General features: G+C 34.5%; 16 protein-coding genes. 14 read left to right on the top strand and 2 right to left on the bottom strand.

What is annotated here, in order from left to right:
* Positions 1 to 119: 119 nt before the first annotated feature.
* Both L0669_RS10475 and L0669_RS10480 read right to left on the bottom strand, forming a co-directional pair.
* Entirely contained in the window at positions 120 to 1,139 is a 1,020-nt protein-coding gene (locus L0669_RS10475) for a proline-specific peptidase family protein (protein ID WP_263763270.1), read from the bottom strand.
* A 17-nt stretch (positions 1,140 to 1,156) separates the two neighbouring features.
* Complete coding sequence (locus tag L0669_RS10480; RefSeq protein ID WP_263763272.1) at positions 1,157 to 1,684, bottom strand: GNAT family N-acetyltransferase; 528 nt, start codon at positions 1,682 to 1,684, stop codon at positions 1,157 to 1,159.
* A 137-nt stretch (positions 1,685 to 1,821) separates the two neighbouring features.
* On the opposite strand from L0669_RS10480, the gene L0669_RS10485 reads away from it, so the two are divergent.
* The 14 genes from L0669_RS10485 to L0669_RS10550 all read left to right on the top strand — a co-directional run bounded on the left by L0669_RS10485 (position 1,822) and on the right by L0669_RS10550 (position 19,579).
* Positions 1,822 to 2,259 (top strand): PepSY-like domain-containing protein, encoded by a 438-nt coding sequence (locus tag L0669_RS10485; RefSeq protein ID WP_263763274.1) that lies wholly within the window; start codon positions 1,822 to 1,824, stop codon positions 2,257 to 2,259.
* Between the two features lie 152 nt (positions 2,260 to 2,411).
* On the top strand, positions 2,412 to 3,470 hold the full coding sequence (locus tag L0669_RS10490; RefSeq protein WP_263763276.1) for a LacI family DNA-binding transcriptional regulator: 1,059 nt from the start codon (positions 2,412 to 2,414) through the stop codon (positions 3,468 to 3,470).
* 1 nt (position 3,471) lies between these two features.
* Positions 3,472 to 4,308, top strand: a complete 837-nt coding sequence (locus L0669_RS10495) for a helix-turn-helix domain-containing protein (RefSeq protein WP_263763278.1) — start codon at positions 3,472 to 3,474, stop codon at positions 4,306 to 4,308.
* Between the two features lie 87 nt (positions 4,309 to 4,395).
* Positions 4,396 to 4,941 carry a YbhB/YbcL family Raf kinase inhibitor-like protein gene (locus tag L0669_RS10500; protein ID WP_263763280.1) on the top strand — a complete coding sequence of 182 codons (546 nt, stop codon included), beginning with the start codon at positions 4,396 to 4,398 and terminating at the stop codon, positions 4,939 to 4,941.
* 292 nt (positions 4,942 to 5,233) lie between these two features.
* Positions 5,234 to 7,384: an alpha-glucuronidase family glycosyl hydrolase gene (locus L0669_RS10505; RefSeq protein ID WP_263763282.1), complete on the top strand. Its 2,151-nt coding sequence runs from the start codon at positions 5,234 to 5,236 to the stop codon at positions 7,382 to 7,384.
* A gap of 19 nt (positions 7,385 to 7,403) precedes the next feature.
* Positions 7,404 to 8,141 (top strand): SDR family NAD(P)-dependent oxidoreductase, encoded by a 738-nt coding sequence (locus tag L0669_RS10510; protein ID WP_263763284.1) that lies wholly within the window; start codon positions 7,404 to 7,406, stop codon positions 8,139 to 8,141.
* A 21-nt stretch (positions 8,142 to 8,162) separates the two neighbouring features.
* Positions 8,163 to 9,326 carry a mannonate dehydratase gene (uxuA, locus tag L0669_RS10515; RefSeq protein WP_263763934.1) on the top strand — a complete coding sequence of 388 codons (1,164 nt, stop codon included), beginning with the start codon at positions 8,163 to 8,165 and terminating at the stop codon, positions 9,324 to 9,326.
* 105 nt (positions 9,327 to 9,431) lie between these two features.
* Positions 9,432 to 12,284, top strand: coding sequence for a glycosyl hydrolase 115 family protein (locus L0669_RS10520; RefSeq protein WP_263763286.1), 2,853 nt, complete (start codon positions 9,432 to 9,434; stop codon positions 12,282 to 12,284).
* Between the two features lie 24 nt (positions 12,285 to 12,308).
* Positions 12,309 to 13,424, top strand: coding sequence for an endo-1,4-beta-xylanase (locus tag L0669_RS10525; RefSeq protein ID WP_263763288.1), 1,116 nt, complete (start codon positions 12,309 to 12,311; stop codon positions 13,422 to 13,424).
* Positions 13,425 to 13,691: 267 nt separating this feature from the next.
* A complete protein-coding gene (locus tag L0669_RS10530; protein ID WP_263763290.1) occupies positions 13,692 to 15,125 on the top strand; it encodes an MFS transporter in 1,434 nt (477 codons plus the stop codon).
* A gap of 29 nt (positions 15,126 to 15,154) precedes the next feature.
* Positions 15,155 to 16,189: a glycoside hydrolase family 43 protein gene (locus L0669_RS10535; protein WP_263763292.1), complete on the top strand. Its 1,035-nt coding sequence runs from the start codon at positions 15,155 to 15,157 to the stop codon at positions 16,187 to 16,189.
* 46 nt (positions 16,190 to 16,235) lie between these two features.
* A complete protein-coding gene (locus tag L0669_RS10540) occupies positions 16,236 to 16,949 on the top strand; it encodes an NUDIX hydrolase (RefSeq protein WP_263763294.1) in 714 nt (237 codons plus the stop codon).
* 131 nt (positions 16,950 to 17,080) lie between these two features.
* A complete protein-coding gene (locus tag L0669_RS10545) occupies positions 17,081 to 18,091 on the top strand; it encodes a GntR family transcriptional regulator (protein WP_263763296.1) in 1,011 nt (336 codons plus the stop codon).
* 3 nt (positions 18,092 to 18,094) lie between these two features.
* Positions 18,095 to 19,579, top strand: coding sequence for a xylulokinase (locus L0669_RS10550; protein ID WP_263763298.1), 1,485 nt, complete (start codon positions 18,095 to 18,097; stop codon positions 19,577 to 19,579).
* Positions 19,580 to 19,581: the final 2 nt, after the last annotated feature.

The following is a 19,581-nucleotide window of genomic DNA, read 5'->3' on the forward strand; positions in this document are numbered from 1 at the left end:
ACCCTAAAATCTCTCTCGCAAAAGATTTAGCGGACAGCCCGGCCCGTAGGGAAACGCCCAAATAATTTTTATTTGTTATTAATTTAAGTCTCTTATATAGGTTTTTTGTTATGTAAAAATTATATTTTTTCTAAATTAACATTATTTATGAATTGAATTACACCATTCATAAACACTTTTTGATCGTCCCACATAGCGAGGTGACTTCCGTTTGGGCAGTATAAATATCTTCCTTTTTTAACTAATTTACTTTGTTCTTCCATGGCTTTTGGATCCATGGTGTCGTATTTGGCTCCAATCATTAATGTTGGAATCGAAATTTCATGCAAGCGATTTTTAATATCCCATTTGGCTAGGCGGCCGCTGATACCGAATTCACTTGGACCTTGCATTATGGTATAAATTTCATTATTGATGTGTTTGCTGGCGCGATTTAATCCGTCTGGCCATTCTTTTAAGCGACATAAATGTTGTTGGTAATAGTTCGGAATGAGCAACTCCATATAACGCGGATTACTAAAGTCTTTTTTGGCTTCAAGTGCTCTGATTTCTGCTAAAACTTCAGGTTTCATTTGTTTGGCTAGTACTTCATCAGCATATTTTCCATAATCCGGGGCGCTGGCCATCATGTTTGCTACCAATAAACCTTTCATGTTTTGTTGGTATTTTAGTGCATATTCCATAGCGAGAATTCCGCCCCACGAATTTCCTAATACATAAAAATTGTTTTTATCAGCTCCAATGACTTTACGTACTTGTTCAACTTCTTCTACAAAACGTTCGGTTGTCCATAAACTGCTGTCTTGTGGCTGATCGCTATAATAAGATCCTAATTGATCGTATTCATAAAATTCAAATCCTTCGCGTTGAAAGAAGGTTTCAAAACATTCCATATATTCATGCGTCATGGCTGGGCCTCCGTGTAATAATAAGATCTTAATTTTAGGATTGTTGCCAAAACGTTTTGTCCATACTTTAAATTCTCCCAAAGGAGTTTGTATCGGAATCATTTTTACACCTGCTGATTCTACTTCGTTATTTTCCTGATAAGTGAAATAGCTGGAAAGTGTTGTAGATTTTGTTTCATTTTTGCAGGAAATAGCTATAAAAGCGACAATTACAAGGAATAGATAACGCATGTGTTTTTATTTAAGTTTTATAAATTATTATCTTCTTTAGGTTGAGATAAATAGGCATACACATCAAAATCGGCATTATTAAAATGAAAGCTACTTACTTTATGCATTCCCATTTTTTCATGCGCTTTTAGTGAGGCTATATTATCGCTTTTGATAAATAAAATTCCTTCGCGATTAGGTTCTAATTTTAAGAGTTTCTGAAACATAAGTTGTGCTAATCCTTTTCCGCGTTGGGTTTGGCTTACACAAATTGGTCCGTAAATATAGGAATCTGCAGAACCTTTGTAAGAAGCAGACATCGCATCGACAATAGGAACTTTACGATTATTATTTACAGTTTGTGAGGTAGTCAATAAAAAACCGACAATTTCGTTGTTTGCAATAGCGACAATTTGAGGCATATCCGTCATCATTTCCTGAATTTGATTTGCTGTTAAACCTCCTGATAATGTGCCGCCCTGAGAAGCTTGATTGGCCGTCTGGAGTTTTATTATTCCGTCTAAATCATTAATAGTAGCCACTTTTATTGCAATAGAATCTGTCATAACTTTTTTAAATGTAATGAGTTACAATATAAGAAAACTTATTTTTAAAATAATAAAGCTTTCTTAAATTGATTTGAATGTGTTTTTGGTTATTGTAAATTAGTGAAAGAAAATTACCAATTTTAAATATTAAAATCATGAAAAAGATATTTATAATGGCTGTCTTATTACTGGGATTTGTAATTTCGGCCAGTGCACAGAAGAAAATTGAATTAACTGAATTGCCAAAACAGGCACAGGATTTTTTGAAAAAACACTTTAGCAATAGCGCTATAGATGTAGTAAAAAAAGATGCTGAGCACGGTGAAAAAGGATATGAAGTAAAACTGAAAGACGGAACGGAAATAGAGTTTTGGAAAGACGGTTCGTATCGAGAAGTAGATGGCGGTAAAAATCCGATTCCAACGGCATTTATTCCAGCAGCTGTAAAAGATTATGTGGCAAAAAATCATCCAAACGAAAAAATTACTCATATCGATTATGGACACAAGGATCTTGATGTCGACTTAACAAACAATATCGATTTGGAGTTTACCAAAGACGGTAAGATCTTAAAAGATAAAAAGAATAAATAAAAAGTGGTATGTTTATCAAAATGCCTTTGTGTTATATTGCTATTTAGTAGTAAAGTAATGCAAGGGCATTTTTTTGTTTAAAAACTGCTTTTTTTGAGATGGATTATCTTGTCGTAAAATAGTTTATATTTACATTTCATATTATTGATTTCATGGAAGAAAATAAACATGTAACGATTTACGATATTGCTGAGCGATTAAATCTTGCTACATCAACTATTTCACGTGCTTTAAAGGATCATCACACTATAAGTGATAAAACGATAAAGAAAGTAAAAAAAACAGCTGAAGAAATGGGTTTTGTTCCCAATACTCTGGCTGCAGGTTTGCGTGGAAATAAAACAAAAACAATAGGCGTTTTAATTCCCACTGTTACGCAGCCCTTTTTGTCTTCTTTGATTAGCGGTATCGAAATTACCGCTCAAAAATCAGATTATACGGTCATTATTATGCAATCGCATGATTCTTATTATGAAGAAGTTAATATGGCTAAATCATTGTATAGTAATCGTGTAAGTGGTGTTATCTGTTCATTGGCGATGGAAACGAGAGATACTGCGCATTTTCAGCAATTTTCTAATAATAATATTCCTCTCGTATTTGTCGACAGGGTTCCTAAGGATTACAATACTTTTAGAGTTGTGATTGATAATTATACTGCGGGTTACAAGGCGACAAAACATCTTATCGAACAAGGTTGTATTCGTATTGCGCATTTAACTGCGGGATCAGAATTTGGAAATTTATATAACGAAAGAAAAAGAGGTTATATAGAAGCCTTAAAAGATCATAATTTGCCAATTGATGAAGAATTGATTATTAATTTGAAATCAGTTACTTATGAAGAAGGAGTAAAGGCCAGCAATCAGTTGTTTGACCTGGATCCAATTCCGGATGGACTTTTTGCTCCGGGAGATATTATTGCCGTGAGTGCGGTTCAAACCGCTAAAAAACGAGGAATAAAAGTTCCGGATGAAATCGCTATTATTGGTTTTAACAACGATCCGATTTCTCAGATTATCGATCCTAATATTTCGACAATTACCCATCCTGCTGAGAAAATGGGAAAAGCGGCCGCTGAAATTATCATCAAAAATTTGAAATCTCAAAAAAGTGACGATGCCAAAGAAATTACTTTTTTAAATACAGAGGTACTTGCCAGAGAATCTTCGGATAAAAAGAAATCTTTAGAGACGTTATCGAAACAATAATATGCACACCATTACAATTCCTGATGAATTGAATTTAGAAAACTCGCTCGCTGTTCAGGTTTTTGATTACAGCAGTTCGAGAGGAGTTTCTAAACAGCAAATCATTTTAAATCAAAACACATTTAGTTTTCTTATTGAAGGAACTAAAGAGGTTGTTTTTGATAATTCGGCTTTATCAATCGATGATTCTCAATTTCTGGTTATGAAATCCGGAAATTGTCTGATGACCGAAAAATTATCTGAAGTATCGAATTATCGAAGCGTGCTTTTGTTTTTTTCTAATGAAATGGTGTCAAAATTCATTCGAAAAATCGAATTGGAAAAAATCGAATCAAAAGGATATCAATCTGTTTTTGCTTTTAAGTATGATGAATTTCTAAAGCGCTTTGTGGACAGTTTGGTAGATCTTTCGAAACTTTCAAAAAATCTTCAGAATAAAATATTGGAAGTTAAACTGGAGGAAATAATGCTTTATCTGGTCGAAAAGCACGGAACTGATTTTCTTTATTCTTTATCTGTAAATGGTGATAATAATACGCAAAAGTTTATTCAGGTCATCGAAAATAGCCATCTTAATAAATTAACTTTAAAAGAATTGGCTTTTTTGTGCAATATGAGTGTGTCTACATTTAAAAGAGAATTTGAGAAACATTATTCAGAATCTCCTATAAAATGGTTTCAAAATAAAAGATTGGAATTTGCTCATTTCCTGTTGCAGCAAAAGCAAAAAAATCCTTCTGAAGTTTATTTTGAAGTTGGTTACGAAAATTTGTCGAGTTTTACTCAGGCGTATAAATCAAAGTATGGCGTAACGCCAAAACACCACCAGAAAAATTGAGCTTTTAGCAATACTTTTTGATCCTTTCTCTAAAGTTTCTTTTGCCTTACCGCATCTAAATTTGTTTAAAATTTTAAAACAAATACAATGAAAAAGGTAAATTTAATTTTAGTACTATCCTTATTATTCACAAGTGCAATCTTTGCACAAAAGACATTTACATTAACGAGTAAGGATCTTGGAGGTGAGGCTTCTAAAATTCAGGAATTTAACGGATTTGGCTGTTCGGGAGAAAATCAATCTCCTGAATTATCCTGGAAAAACGCGCCCGAAGGAACCAAAAGTTTTGCCATAACCATGTACGATCCTGATGCGCCAACCGGAAGCGGATTCTGGCATTGGATTGTTTTTGATATCCCGGCAAATGTTACTGAATTGGTGACCAATGCGGGAACTAAAAACAATTTAATCCCAAAAGGAGCCATTCAAAGTATTACAGATTACGGAATTAAAGGTTTTGGAGGCCCTTGCCCGCCTGTAGGACATGGATTTCATCAATATATCATAACGGTTTATGCTCTTAAAACAGATAAATTAGGTACCGATGCCAATACAAATCCTGCTGTTGTAGGTTTTAATCTTTGGAATCAAACATTGGCAAAAGCAAGTATTGTGGCTTATTATAAGCGATAAAATTGAAATAGAAAGGTTTGGAATTTCATCATCTGAATTCTGAATTCGACCCCGTTAAAGCAGGATAGTTTTTTTAATTATCCTGCTTTTATTTGTTAGAAAATTAATTTTTAAGAAAAAAAGAGAGCTAAAATTTTTTTCTTAAATAACAATCCTATATTTTTACGCAACCGATTGCAATAATTGTTTTATTTGTAATAATGTATTTTTTAGATTAAAATTTTATCAAATACTTTTATTATGGTGCAAAACATTGATTCTTTCTAATGAGAATTTTAAAAATAAAAAGTAAATGACTTCATTAAAAATTGTTTTCTGTTTTCTTTTAATTTCCTTTTCAGCTTTTGCTCAAAAGGATTATAAATTATGGCTTCAATATGATCAAATTTCAAACTCCCAAATGGCTCAGGAATATCATGCTGAGATAAAAGGAATTGTTTCTTTTGGAAGTTCAGAAACCTCAAAAATTGCATTAAAAGAATTAGAACTTGGTCTGAACAATATGTTGGGCAATAAAATTGAGGTAAAGTCAAAGTTTGAAGGAAGCAATAATGTCATTGTAGGTGCTAAATCCGCTTTAAATTCAGAACTTTTAAAAACGATTCAGGTTGATTTTAATGCAATCAACGAAGAAGGTTTTATTATTAAATCGATCTCATTAAAAAATAAAAAACAGATTGTTATTACAGGAAAAAATGACGTCGCGGTTTTATACGGTGTTTATCATTTTCTGCGATTACTTCAAACTAATAAATCAATCAAAAATTTAAGCATTGCTGATTCTCCAAAAACTAATATTAGAATTTTAAATCATTGGGATAATTTAGACCGAACCGTAGAACGTGGTTATGCCGGTTTTTCTTTATGGAACTGGCAAAAATTACCTGATTTTATTGATCAGCGCTATATTGATTATGCGAGAGCCAATGCTTCAATAGGCATTAACGGAACGGTTTTAACGAATGTCAATGCAAATGCTTTGATATTGACGCCTCAATATTTAGAGAAAGTGGAGGCTTTGGCGAACGTATTCAGACCTTATGGAATAAAAGTATATTTAACGGCTCGTTTTTCGGCGCCAATAGAAATTGGTGGATTAAAAACAGCTGATCCACAAGATATTGCTGTAGCGAATTGGTGGAAAGATAAAGCAAAAGAAATCTATAAAAGAATTCCTGATTTTGGAGGATTTCTGGTAAAAGCAAATTCAGAAGGACAACCGGGGCCACAAAATTATGGCAGGGATCATGTTGATGGAGCTAATATGCTGGCAGATGTCGTAGCGCCTTTTGGAGGTGTAATTATGTGGCGGGCTTTTGTATATTCAGAACATGATGCAAATGATCGCGCCAAGCAGGCTTACGCCGAATTTCAGCCGTACGATGGCAAATTTAAGGACAATGTAATTGTTCAGGTAAAAAATGGGGCAATCGATTTTCAGCCCAGAGAACCTTTTCATCCGCTTTTTGGTGCCATGAAAAAAACGCCAATAATGATGGAGTTTCAGATTACTCAGGAATATTTAGGTTTTAGTACGCATTTGGTTTATTTACCAAAATTATTTCAGGAAGTTTTAGAAGCAGATACTTATCAGGCAGGAAAAGGTTCGACGGTAGCAAAAGTCGTGGATGGATCTTTGTATAAAAACAAACTTAGCGGAATTGCGGGCGTTGCCAATATAGGAAATGATCTTAACTGGACAGGACATCCTTTTGCACAAGCCAATTGGTACGGCTTTGGAAGATTGGCGTGGGATCCGTATTTGGATACCGGAGTTATTGCTGATGAATGGTTGCGATCGACTTTTTCAAACAATGAAAATTTTATTAAACCCGTAAAAAAAATGATGTTGCAATCGCGAGAAACTGTAGTCGATTATATGACGCCGCTTGGTTTGCATCATATTATGGATACAGGACATCATTATGGCCCGGGACCGTGGGTAAGTAATTTATCCAGACCAGAATGGAATCCGACTTATTATCATAAAGCGGATAAAAACGGAATTGGTTTCGACCGTTCTAAAACAGGAACCAATGCTACTGCCCAATATGCACCACAAGTCGAAAAGATTTTTGATAATAGTGAAACTTGTCCCGAGCAAGATTTACTGTGGTTTCATCATGTTTCGTGGGATTATAAATTGAAAAACGGACAAACGCTCTGGAACGGAATGGCTTTAAAATATCAGGAAGGTGTAAATGAGGTTCATGAAATGCAAAATACCTGGAATAATGCTGAGAAATATTTGGATGAAGAACGTTTTAAAGAAGTTCAGATGCTATTGGGAATTCAATATAAAGAAGCAAAATGGTGGCGGGATGCGTGTTTGTTGTATTTTCAGCAATATTCGGGTAAAGAATTGCCAGCAGGAGTAGAAAAACCAACACAAACATTAGAGTATTTTAAATCATTAAAATTTCCCTTTGCACTAGGAAATTAATCATACAAAATAATAAAGCATGAGTACAAAAACGGCAATTGTAACCGGAGGAAATTCAGGTTTAGGTTTTGCAACAGCAAAGAAATTATGTGATAACGGCATTAAAACCTATATCATTGGCAGATCAAAAGAAAAAACGGAAGAGGCTTGTAGAGAAATTGGAGCAAATGCAATTCCGGTTTTATTTGATTTGAATGATATTGCAGGAATTCCGGCCATGATTGAAAGTATTACCCAAAATAATTCGATCGATATTTTGGTAAACAATGCGGGAATCAATCTAAAAAAAGAATTTCTAGAGGTAACTGATGAAGATTTTCTATCGATAATTCATACCAATCTTTTGAGTGTTTTTGCGGTGAGTAAAGCTGTTGTAAAAAACATGAAAGAAAATAACGGCGGAAATATCGTGAACATTAGTTCGATGGCATCACAATATGGAATTCCTAAAGTAATTGCATATTCGGCCAGCAAAGGTGCAATTGAATCTATGACTAGAGCGATGGCGGTAGAGTTGGCTCCGTTTGGCATTCGTGTCAATTGTGTGGCTCCCGGTTTTATCAAAACCAAAATGTCAGCAAAAGCCCTGGACAGTGATCCCGAGAGAAAAAATAAAGTATTGGGCAGGACTCCAATGGGAATTTTGGGAGAGCCATCTGATATTGCTGATGCAGTATTTTACTTTGCATCAAACGAATCTAAATTTACCACAGGAACTATTTTGCCTGTTGATGGCGGGAATAGTATCGGATTTTAAATTACAATTATTATGATCAAAATGCAACAAACGATGCGTTGGTTTGGACCAAACGACAATGTGAGTCTGATGGATATTAAACAAGCAGGAGCAACCGGAATTGTAACTGCTTTGCATCAAATTCCGGTGGGCGATGTTTGGGAAGTAGCTGATATTAAAGAAAGACAACAGCTAATTAATGAGGCAGGTTTAGAATGGACGGTCGTAGAAAGTTTGCCGGTTCATGAAGAGATAAAAAGAGCGAGCGGAAATTACGTTCAATACATTGAAAACTATAAAATCAGTATCAAGAATTTGTCAAATTGTGGTATTAAAATTATCACATATAATTTCATGCCTATTTTAGACTGGGTTCGAACAGATCATAATTTTATCAATCAGGACGGTAGTAAAGCCTTGTTGTACAATCAGGATGCATTTACTTATTTTGATGTTTTTCTTTTAAAAAGACCCAATGCTGAAAGCGATTATACGCCAACAGAGAAAGAAAATGCAGTGAAATTTGGTAACCAGCTTTCAGAAGATGAAAAAGCATTACTTTTTAAAAACGTACTGCTAGGATTGCCGGGAAGTAAAATCAATTTTACGGCAGAACAAATCCTTTCATTGCTTGATCATTACGCTGATATTGATAATAATAAACTTAGAGAAAATCTTATTCATTTTTTATCAGAAATAGCTCCAACAGCTTCAGAATATAGGGCAAAATTAGCGATTCATCCTGATGATCCGCCATTTTCGGTTTTGGGTTTACCCCGAATAGTTTCTACCGAAGAAGATCTGAAAGCAATTTTTGAGGCTATTCCGTTTAATCTAAATGGTTTATGCTATTGCACCGGTTCTTTAGGCGCAAATCCGGATAATAATCTCGAGAGAATTATAGATGATTATGGAGAACGAATTCACTTTTTGCATCTCCGAAATACTTTCCGCGAAAGCGAAACCATTTTTAGAGAATCGGAACATTTGAAAGGGGATACTAAAATGGAAGTTATAGTGGAGAAATTACTTCTGTTAATGAACAAAACAAATGTGAGTTTGCCAATGCGTCCCGATCATGGTTTTCTGCATTCAGTTGATGAAACAAAAGAAACATATCCCGGATATTCTTTGGTAGGAAGATTAAAAGGTCTTGCTGAATTACGAGGATTAGAAATGGGAATTGCCTATAAACTGAATTTGTAAAACTTGGCGAAGTTGTTCTAACATTCGAAAACTATTTCTATTGAAACAAATAAAACGTCTTTAGAGACAAAAAAAATCTACGATTCTATGAGTTTAAAATGTAAAATGTTCCATACAATTTTATTCTTTTTCCTTATCGGATTAAGCGCAAAATCGTACGCAATAAATCCGGAAAAATATGTTGTAAATCAGGCTTCCGCCGAAAATTTCCCTTTGGCTTCAAACGGAAAAGCAGCTTCAGTTTTAGTAAGTAAAAATGATTTTTCAGGAGTTTTGCGCGTTACAGAACATTTAAAAAAAGATATTTTTCAGGTTTCCAATTTGCATCCAAAACAAATTAATACAATTTCAGAAGCAGCAGATTATGTCATTATTATTGGAACTTTAGGCAAAAGTGACATCATCGACAAATTAGTTAAAGAAGGCAAAATCGACGCTAATCAACTTATAGGAAAATGGGAAAAATTCATTACTCAAATTGTGGATAATCCTGTAAAAGGCGTTAAAAAAGCATTGGTAATTGCGGGATCTGATAAACGCGGAACTATTTACGGAATCTATGATTTATCTTATCAAATAGGAGTTTCTCCGTGGTATTTTTGGGCAGATGTACCGATTCAGAAACAATCGGAATTGCATGTTTTGCCTGGCATTCATACTAAAGAGGAACCAAAAGTAAAATACCGTGGCATTTTTATCAACGACGAAGCTCCGGCATTATCGGGCTGGGCTTTTGAAAAATATGGAGGATTTAATGCTAAATTCTATGATAAGGTTTTTGAACTGATTTTAAGAATGAAAGGCAATTATTTGTGGCCATCGATGTGGGGAAGAATGTTTTATGTTAATGATCCTCAGAATGCTGTTTTAGCAGATGACTACGGAATTGTAATGGGAACTTCGCACCACGAACCTTTAACGAGAGCGCATGCAGAATGGTCGGCTTTAGGAAAAGGAAAATGGGATTTTAGTACCAATTCTGAGAATTTGATTTCGTTTTGGAAAGACGGAATGAAGAGAATGGGTAATAAGGAAAGTATTGTAACAGTTGGAATGCGTGGGGATGGCGATGAGCCAATGACGGAGGGAACGGCGATTGATTTATTAGAAAATATCGTAAAAACACAACGAAATATTATTACAGAAGTAACCAAAAAACCTATTGAAGAAACGCCGCAAATGTGGGCGCTTTACAAAGAGGTTCAGGATTATTACGACAAAGGAATGCGTGTTCCGGACGATATTACGCTTTTATTGTGCGATGACAATTGGGGAAATATCAGGAAATTAACAGAGCTTGATGCAAAGCCAAGAAAAGGCGGTTATGGCATTTATTACCATTACGATTATGTTGGAGGCCCAAGAAATTATAAATGGATTAATACGAATCAAATTGAACGTACGTGGGAACAAATGGATCTGGCTTATCAGCATGGCGTTGATAAAATATGGATTGTAAATGTTGGTGACATTAAACCAATGGAATTTCCGATTGAGTTTTTTCTGGATATGGCCTGGAATCCGGAAGCTTTTGATGCAAATAATTTAGATCAGTATTACACAGATTGGGCAAAGGAAAACTTTGGAAATCAAAACGCGGAGGATATTGCGCAAATTTTAAAATTGTACACCAAATACAATTCGCGAAGAAAGCCTGAATTGCTTAACGATAAAACGTATAGCATTGTAAATTATAACGAAGCCGAAAATGTTTTGCAGGATTATAAAAAACTGGTTGACAAAGCCAATCAAATTAATGATCAGTTGCAGCCGGAATATAAAGATGCCTTTTATCAGTTGGTTTTGTTTCCTGTTTTGGCAAGTTCTAATTTGAATGAATTGTATGTGGCGACGGCAAAAAATCAGTTGTATGCGAATCAGGGAAGAGCTTCGGCAAATGAATATGCGAAACAAGTAAAATCATTTTTTGAGAAAGACAGTTTGCTGACCCATTATTATCATACACAATTGGCCAATGGCAAATGGAATCATATGATGGCGCAAACACATATTGGTTATACTTCATGGCAGGAACCTAAAACAAATGTTATTCCGCAAACAAAAGTTATTGAGTTGCCCAATAAGTCTGAGGCAGGTGTTGCAATTGAAGGTTCTGAAAATTATTGGACAAATAACAAACAGGAAATTATTTTACCGACTTTAAATTCTTTTGGTTATACCACAACTTATATCGATTTGTTTAATCGCGGACTGAAACCTTTTGATTTTAAAATCGATTCTAAAAATGAATGGATTAAATTGTCCAAAGTAAGCGGAACAATTACTGAAGAAGAAAGAATTGTAATTACTATCGATTGGCAAAAAGCGCCTAAAGGAAATTTTAAAAGTAAAATTGTGGTTACTGCAAACAAGCAAAAGTTTGATATTATTTTAAATGGTAAGAACGTAGAATTGAATGACGTTAAGGGATTTGTTGAAAGTAATGGAATTATAAGTATTGATGCCCAAAATTATTCAAAGTCAATTCATGAAAATAAAGTACAATGGACGACGATTCCGAATATCGGGAAAACAGCATCCGGAGTTACTTTAAAACCTTCTGATTTTTCTGCTATTACAATTTCAGAACAATCGCCAAGATTAGAATATGAAGTTCATTTTTTTAGTAAAGGAAAGGTAAAAGTTAATGCTTATTTTTCGCCAACAATTAATTTTAGAATGGGTGACGGATTGAAATATGGAGTTTCTTTTGATGCTGAAAAACCTCAAATCATGAACCTGAATGGAGATGATTCTGAGAGAAATTGGAATAAGTTCGTTGCTGATAATATCAAAATAATAACTTCTTCGCATACAATTGAGAATGCCGGAAATCATGTATTGAAAATTTACGGAATAGATCCTGCTTTAGTGCTTCAGAAAATTGTAATTGAAACCGAAACGGGGCAATTATTAGAAAACTATTTAGGTTCGCCGGAAAGCTTTCAAAAAAAATAACTATTAACTATTAAACCAAAATATATGAAATTTATTAACCATTGTTTGCCCTTGATTACGCTGATGATTTTAGGCAGTTGTGATATAAAAAAGAATGAAGTATCTGTTTCTTTAAAAAACAGTTATAAAGATGATTTTTATATTGGAACAGCTTTAAGCGCCAGTCAAATTGAAGAAAAAGATGCTAAAGAAGATTCGCTGATTTGTAAACAATTCAATGCAATTACGGCCGAAAATATTATGAAATCGATGTTTATACATCCTGAAAAAAACAAATACGATTTTACTTTAACCGATAAATTTGTAGCATTTGGAGAAAAAAACAAAATGTTTATTCACGGACATACCTTGATTTGGCACAGTCAGCTTGCGCCATGGATGGAAAAAATTAAGGACAGTACTGAGATGAAAGCTTTTATGAAAGATCACATCACAACCATTGTTTCTAAATACAAAGGAAGAATCAATTCGTGGGATGTGGTTAATGAAGCTTTAAACGAAGATGGAACCTTAAGATTATCAGTTTTCCTGAATACGGCTGGCGAAAATTATTTAATCGATGCATTTAAATTAGCAGCAGCGGCAGATCCAAAAGTCGATTTGTATTATAACGATTATAATCTTGAAGAACCTGCAAAAAGAGAAGGCGTAATTAGACTGGTAAAAAAGATCAAAGCGGCCGGCGGTAAAATTGACGGAGTAGGAAGTCAGGGACATTGGAAATTGAATAGTCCGTCATTAGAAGAAATTGAGAAAAGTATTTTGGCTTACTCGGCACTTGGCGTTAAAGTGGCTTTTACAGAACTGGATATTACTGTTTTGCCGAATCCGTGGGATTTAAAAGGCGCTGATGTGAATCAGAATTTTGAAGGAAATCCAAAAATGAATCCTTATCCGAAAACACTTCCTGATTCCATTCAGACAAAATTAGCGCAGCGTTATGCAGATATTTTTAAGTTGTTCTTAAAACATAAAGACAAAATTAGCAGAGTAACTTTTTGGGGCGTTCACGATGGACAATCGTGGTTGAATGACTGGCCGATAAAAGGGAGAACAAATTATCCTTTATTGTTCGATACAAAGCTGCAGCCTAAAAAAGCATACGATAGCGTAATGGAATTAAAAGAGGTAAAACAATAATTTTTGAAGTGAAAAAGGAGTCCTTTTTGCAGAATATTTTACAATCGGTTGTTTTTAAAAATATTTATGAAATAAAGCAAACTAAATTTGCATAATATGTTTTTTTAGCTAAATTTACACAACCGATTGTTTAAATCTGATAACACTTATTTTTAAAGCATTAGAGAGATAAATTGAATCAAAAAATGATAAAATAAATTCTTATTATTATAAAGTCAAAAAAAACAATTTTGATTTTAAACTAACTAAAATAACCACAAACCAATAATGAATTACATTTCTCAAAAATTATCCATTAAGGAAAAAATCGGATACAGTTTAGGCGACTTGGCAGCCAATTTAGTGTTTCAGACCCTAATGACGTATCTGGCTTATTTTTATACGGATATCTACGGATTATCGCCTACAGATTCTTCGATTATTATGTTAGTTGTAGGGTTAATTGCAGCCTTTATTTTTAATCCGATTATTGGGGTTTTGGCAGACAGAACTAACACAAAATGGGGAAAATTCAGACCTTGGATTTTAATTACCGCAATACCATTAGGAGTTATTGCTTTACTGGCTTTTTCGACACCTAATTTTTCTTATCACGGAAAAGTAATTTATGCCGTTGTTACTTATACATTATTATTGCTTTTTTACGCCAGTAACAATTTGCCTTATTCGGCTTTAAGCGGAGTAATTACAGGCGATATGAGCGAAAGAAACAGTTTGTCATCATACCGTTTTGTAGCGGTAATGTTTGCGCAGTTTTTTGTTCAGGTTTTTATGCTCGGGATCATCAAAAGTGCCGGAAATGGCGATAAAGCAATTGGTATCGAGAAAGTAATGACCGCTTTGGCAATTATTGGTACTATAATGTTGCTTATTACTTTTCTCACAACAAAAGAACGTATTATTCCTAAACCGGAACAAAAATCAAGTATCAAAGAAGACTTAGGAGATTTAATAAAAAATAAGCCGTGGGTAATCATGTTGACACTAACAACATTGGTTTTTATAACGCTTGCCATGAAAGGTGGTGCTTATGTTTATTATTTTGAGAATTATGTCAACAAAGAACAATTGGCCCTTTTTATCCAGCCAATTTTAGATGTATTATCAAAGATAGGATTAAACCATTTTGGCAATGATCCCATCTCTGCAGGATTTGGATTGTTTAATGCAGGCGGAATCATCTTTATGATCGTAGGAATTACATTGTCTAAAAACCTTGCCGACAAATACGGAAAACGAAATATTTTCGGATTGTTTTTATTCATTTCGACCTTATTTATTATGGCATTTTATTTCTTTCCGCCTACATCTATTGGGTTGATCTTTTTCTCCCAAATCTTTCACGGATTCTTTTATGGCATCACAATTCCGCTTCTTTGGGCCATGATTGCTGATGTTGCAGATTATTCAGAATGGCTCAATAACCGTCGCGCCACAGCCATTATCTTTTCGGCGATGATGGTAGGTTTAAAAGCGGGTTTAAGTATTGGAGGATCTTTAACAACGTTGTTTTTAGGATACTTTCATTATGTCCCTAATTCGTTAACACAAACCCATACAGCGATAAACGGAATAAAATTATTGGTGAGTATTTTTCCTGCGATTCCATTTTTGGTTGGGGTTGCCTTATTGTTTTTCTATAAAATCAATAAAAAAATGGAAGTTCAGATAGAAGCCGATTTAAAACAAAGAAGAACTTAATTATTTAAAATAAAACTTAAAAAACGACTATGCCTGAAGATAGTATTGAACAAATTAATTTTGAACAAATTAATAAATTGGCCATTTCCAAGCCTTTAGTTTCGCATATGTACACGGCTGATCCGTCAGCACATGTATTCAACGGGAAAATTTATATTTATCCTTCGCATGATATCGATGCCGGGATTCCGTTTAATGATAATGGCGATCATTTTGGTATGGAAGATTACCATGTTTTTTCGATGGAAGATATTCAGTCAGAAGCTATCGACAATGGTGTTGCACTGCATGTAGATGAAGTGGCCTGGGCCGAAAAACAAATGTGGGCGCCGGATGCAGCCAGCAAAGACGGAAAGTATTATTTGTATTTCCCGGCAAAACGTGCCAACGGAATTTTTCAGATTGGTGTTGCCGTAAGCGATTCTCCGGTAGGGCCTTTTATGCCGGAAGCAGATGCTATTAAAGGAAGTTACAGCATTGATCCGGCCGTTTTTGAAGATGAAGATGGTAAACATTATATCTATTTTGGCGGAATTTGGGGAGGACAACTTCAAAAATACCGAAACAATAAATACGATCAGGATCATGAAGAACCGACAGGTAATGAACCCGCTTTAGGGCCAATTGTTGCCTTATTGAGAGATGATATGCTCGAATTTGCCGAAGAACCAAAAGAAATTAAAATTTTGGATCAAAACGGAGCGCTTTTGTTAGCAAACGACAACGATCGCCGTTTTTTCGAAGCTTCGTGGGTACACAAATACAACGATAAATATTATTTCTCGTATTCTACCGGAGATACACATTTTATTTGTTACGCGATCGGGGATAGTCCATATGGACCTTTTACTTATCAGGGACGAATTCTGAATCCTGTTGTAGGCTGGACTTCGCATCATTCTATTTGTAAAGTCGGCAATGAATGGTATTTGTTTTACCATGATTCGAGTTTGTCAAAAGGCGTAACGCATTTAAGAAGTATGAAAGTAACCAAAATTGATTATACCGAAGATGGTTCTATCGTAACAATCGATCCGTACGGGATAAGAAGATCAATAGATTAAATTTCTGTTTTTGAAAATGGTAGTAATAGTTTAAATTTTATTTTCGATGGAAAGAGGAGATGAAAGCGGAAAAAATAACATCAGTCAATCTACTGCAAACAAAATAGAAATTGATTGTGTGATATTTAATTTTGACGAAGAAAGTCTGAAAGTTTTGTTAGTGAAACAAAAAGACAATCAGGGAAATATAAATTTTGAATTGGCTAATGATTACATAAAAGAAGGCGAAACTATTTCAGGTACAGCTCAGAAGATTTTAAAAAAGTACATTGGAGTTGGTAATTTCTTTCTCGAACAATTGAAAGCTTTTGGATATCCATCTTCATCCTCTGCTCAGGAAGATATTTCGATAGGATATTATGCAATGGTAAAAAGAGATATTGAAGATATAGAAGATGAAATCTTTAATCCAAATGTAGCGTGGGTTAACATTAACGAAGTTTCAGGGTTAAACGATAAACATAAAGTAATTTTAGATTTTAGTTTAAAAGAATTACGAAAGAATATTTGCCAAAGCGCCATTGGATTCAACTTGCTGCCGGATAAATTTACTTTGCTGCAAGTCATGCATCTTTATGAAGAAATCCTGGGAATTGAAATCAACAAATCGAATTTTAGGAGAAAGATATTGCAAATGGATTTGATAAAGGATTTAAACGAAAAAGAAGAATCTGTTTCGCACAGAGCTGCTAAATTTTACAGCGTCAATTTACAACAGCACGAAATGTTAGCGCATAGGGAACTTAATTTTAATTTTTAAAAGAATTATTTTTAAGAGGTTTAAAATTTGTAATGCTTTAAAAATCAAATAAAAAAGTTAACATTTTTTGCCTCAGGAATGTTTTTTTAGTAAACACGAATGCTTATATTAGCATACCAGAACAGAACAGTATGATAAGCGAAAATATAGAGAAATTTGTTTTTACAATAAACCACGAAAGTGACATTCCGAAATACCAGCAACTGGTAAACGGAATAAATAATGCGATTGCAGAAAATATTTTGCAAAAGGGAGATTTGCTTCCCTCAGTAAATAGTATTTGCAAAACAAATCAGTTATCAAGAGATACGGTTTTTAAGGCTTATTCTATTTTAAAAGAACAAAAAAGCATTGATTCTGTGCCTAATAAAGGATATTATGTCTCAGGCGAAACCAGAAAAGTGCTTTTGGTATTAGATACTTTTAAGGCGTATAAGGAGGTTTTATACCATTCGTTTGTGAATAATCTGGCGGATAATGTGATTACAGATGTGCAGTTTCATCATTATAATATTGATGTTTTTAAAACGATCATCAATAATAGCATAGGGAAGTATTATAAATATGTGGTGATGAATTTTGACCATAAAGAAGTTTCGCCCACTTTGGCTGCCATTGCAAATGATAAATTGTTGCTGATAGACTGGAATATTCAGGCCAAAAAGGAACAGAATTATATTTTTCAGGATTTTGGGAAAGCATTTTATAATGCCTTAAAAGAGGGAGTTAACTTGTTTAAAAAGTATAAAAGTATTCAGTTTGTTTTTCCGGATTATACCAATCATCCAAAGGAAACACTGGAGTTTTTTAAAAAGTTCTGTGCTGATTTTCAGTTTGAATATGAAGTTGTTACAGATGCAAAAAAGTTTAGTATCGAAAAAGGAATTGCCTATATCAGTGTGAGTGATCGCATTTTGGGTCACTTTTTAGAACAATGCAAAGAGAAGAATTTAGAGCCCGGAACTGATGTTGGTTTTTTGTCTTATAATGAAACGCCAATGAAGAAATTTATATACAAAGGGATTTCGGTCGTCTCGACTGATTTCAAAGAATTAGGAACAAAAGCGGCAGCTTTTATCACGCACGATGAGGTTGTTCAGTGTTATGTACCCACGAGTTTAATAATAAGAGAATCATTATAAGTTATGTATTATATAGGATATGATATCGGAAGTTCTTCAGTCAAAGTTGCTTTGGTAGAAGCCGAAACAGGAAAAAAAATAATCGTTTTGCATGAACCCCAAAACGAAATGGAAATTGTGTCATTGCACCCCGATTGGGCAGAGCAGGATCCTGAAATTTGGTGGCAGCATATATGTGTAGCAACCAAAAGAGCAATTCGTGAAGCCAATATCGAAGCTTCTAAAATTCAGGGAATAGGGATATCCTATCAAATGCACGGACTCGTTATTGTGGATAAAACACGCAACCCATTGCGTAACGCAATTATCTGGTGTGACAGCCGTGCGGTTGAAATTGGCAATACCGCTTTCGCTGAAATCGGACAGGAAAAATGTATGGAACATTTATTGAATTCTCCCGGAAATTTTACCGCTTCGAAACTTAAATGGGTCAAAGAAAATGAACCTGATATTTATAGCAAGATTGATAAATATATGCTGCCTGGAGATTATATCGCCTATAAACTGACAGGAGCTGTTACCACCACAAAAAATGGTCTTTCTGAAGGAATGCTTTGGGATTATAAAGAAAATAAAGTGGCCAATTGGCTGCTCGATTATTACGGAATCGATCCATCCTTAACGCCGGATATTGTAGAGAATTTTACCAATCAGGACATTTTAAACGAAAAAGCCTCAAAAGAATCAGGACTTCCTGTTGGGATTCCGGTAGTTTACAGAGCAGGAGATCAGCCCAATAATGCGTTATCATTAAATGTATTAAATCCGGGAGAAGTTGCCGCAACAGGCGGAACCTCAGGTGTTTTTTATGCAGTTGGCGAAATGTCTACAGGAAAAAGTACAAGAGTAAACAATTTTGTACACGTAAATTATGAATTAGAAACCCCGCGAATTGGTAAATTATTAAACATCAATGGAGCCGGAATTCAGTACCGTTGGTTGCGAAATAATATGGGTGATGAAACCTATGAATCGATGAATAGAAAAGCATCCAAAATCACAATCGGTTCAGATGGAGTAGTCGTGATTCCGTTTGGGAATGGTGCCGAACGTATGTTTAACAACAAAAACATTGGAACTCACTTTTTGAATCTGAATCTAAATATTCACAATAGTGCCCATTTGTTCAGAGCTTCATTAGAAGGAATTGCCTTTTCATTTGTATACGGAATGGAATGTTTAAAAGATGATAATGCAACGATAAATGTGATCAGGGCAGGAAACGATAATTTATTCCGCTCAGAAATTTTCTCTAATACCGTGGCAACCCTTATCGGTCATGAAATCGAAATCTACAATACAACAGGAGCAGTTGGAGCAGCAAGAGCGGTAGGTTTAAAAGATGGTGATTACAACAAATTTGGTTCGAGTATTACGACAAACGATCACGTCATGACGTTTTTACCACTAAAAAACAAAGAGCCTTACGATAAGGCCTATCAAAAATGGAAACAAGAATTAGAATTTATATTAACACATAAAAAATAAAA

This window comes from Flavobacterium bizetiae, assembly GCF_024271895.1.
Lineage (GTDB): Bacteria > Bacteroidota > Bacteroidia > Flavobacteriales > Flavobacteriaceae > Flavobacterium > Flavobacterium bizetiae.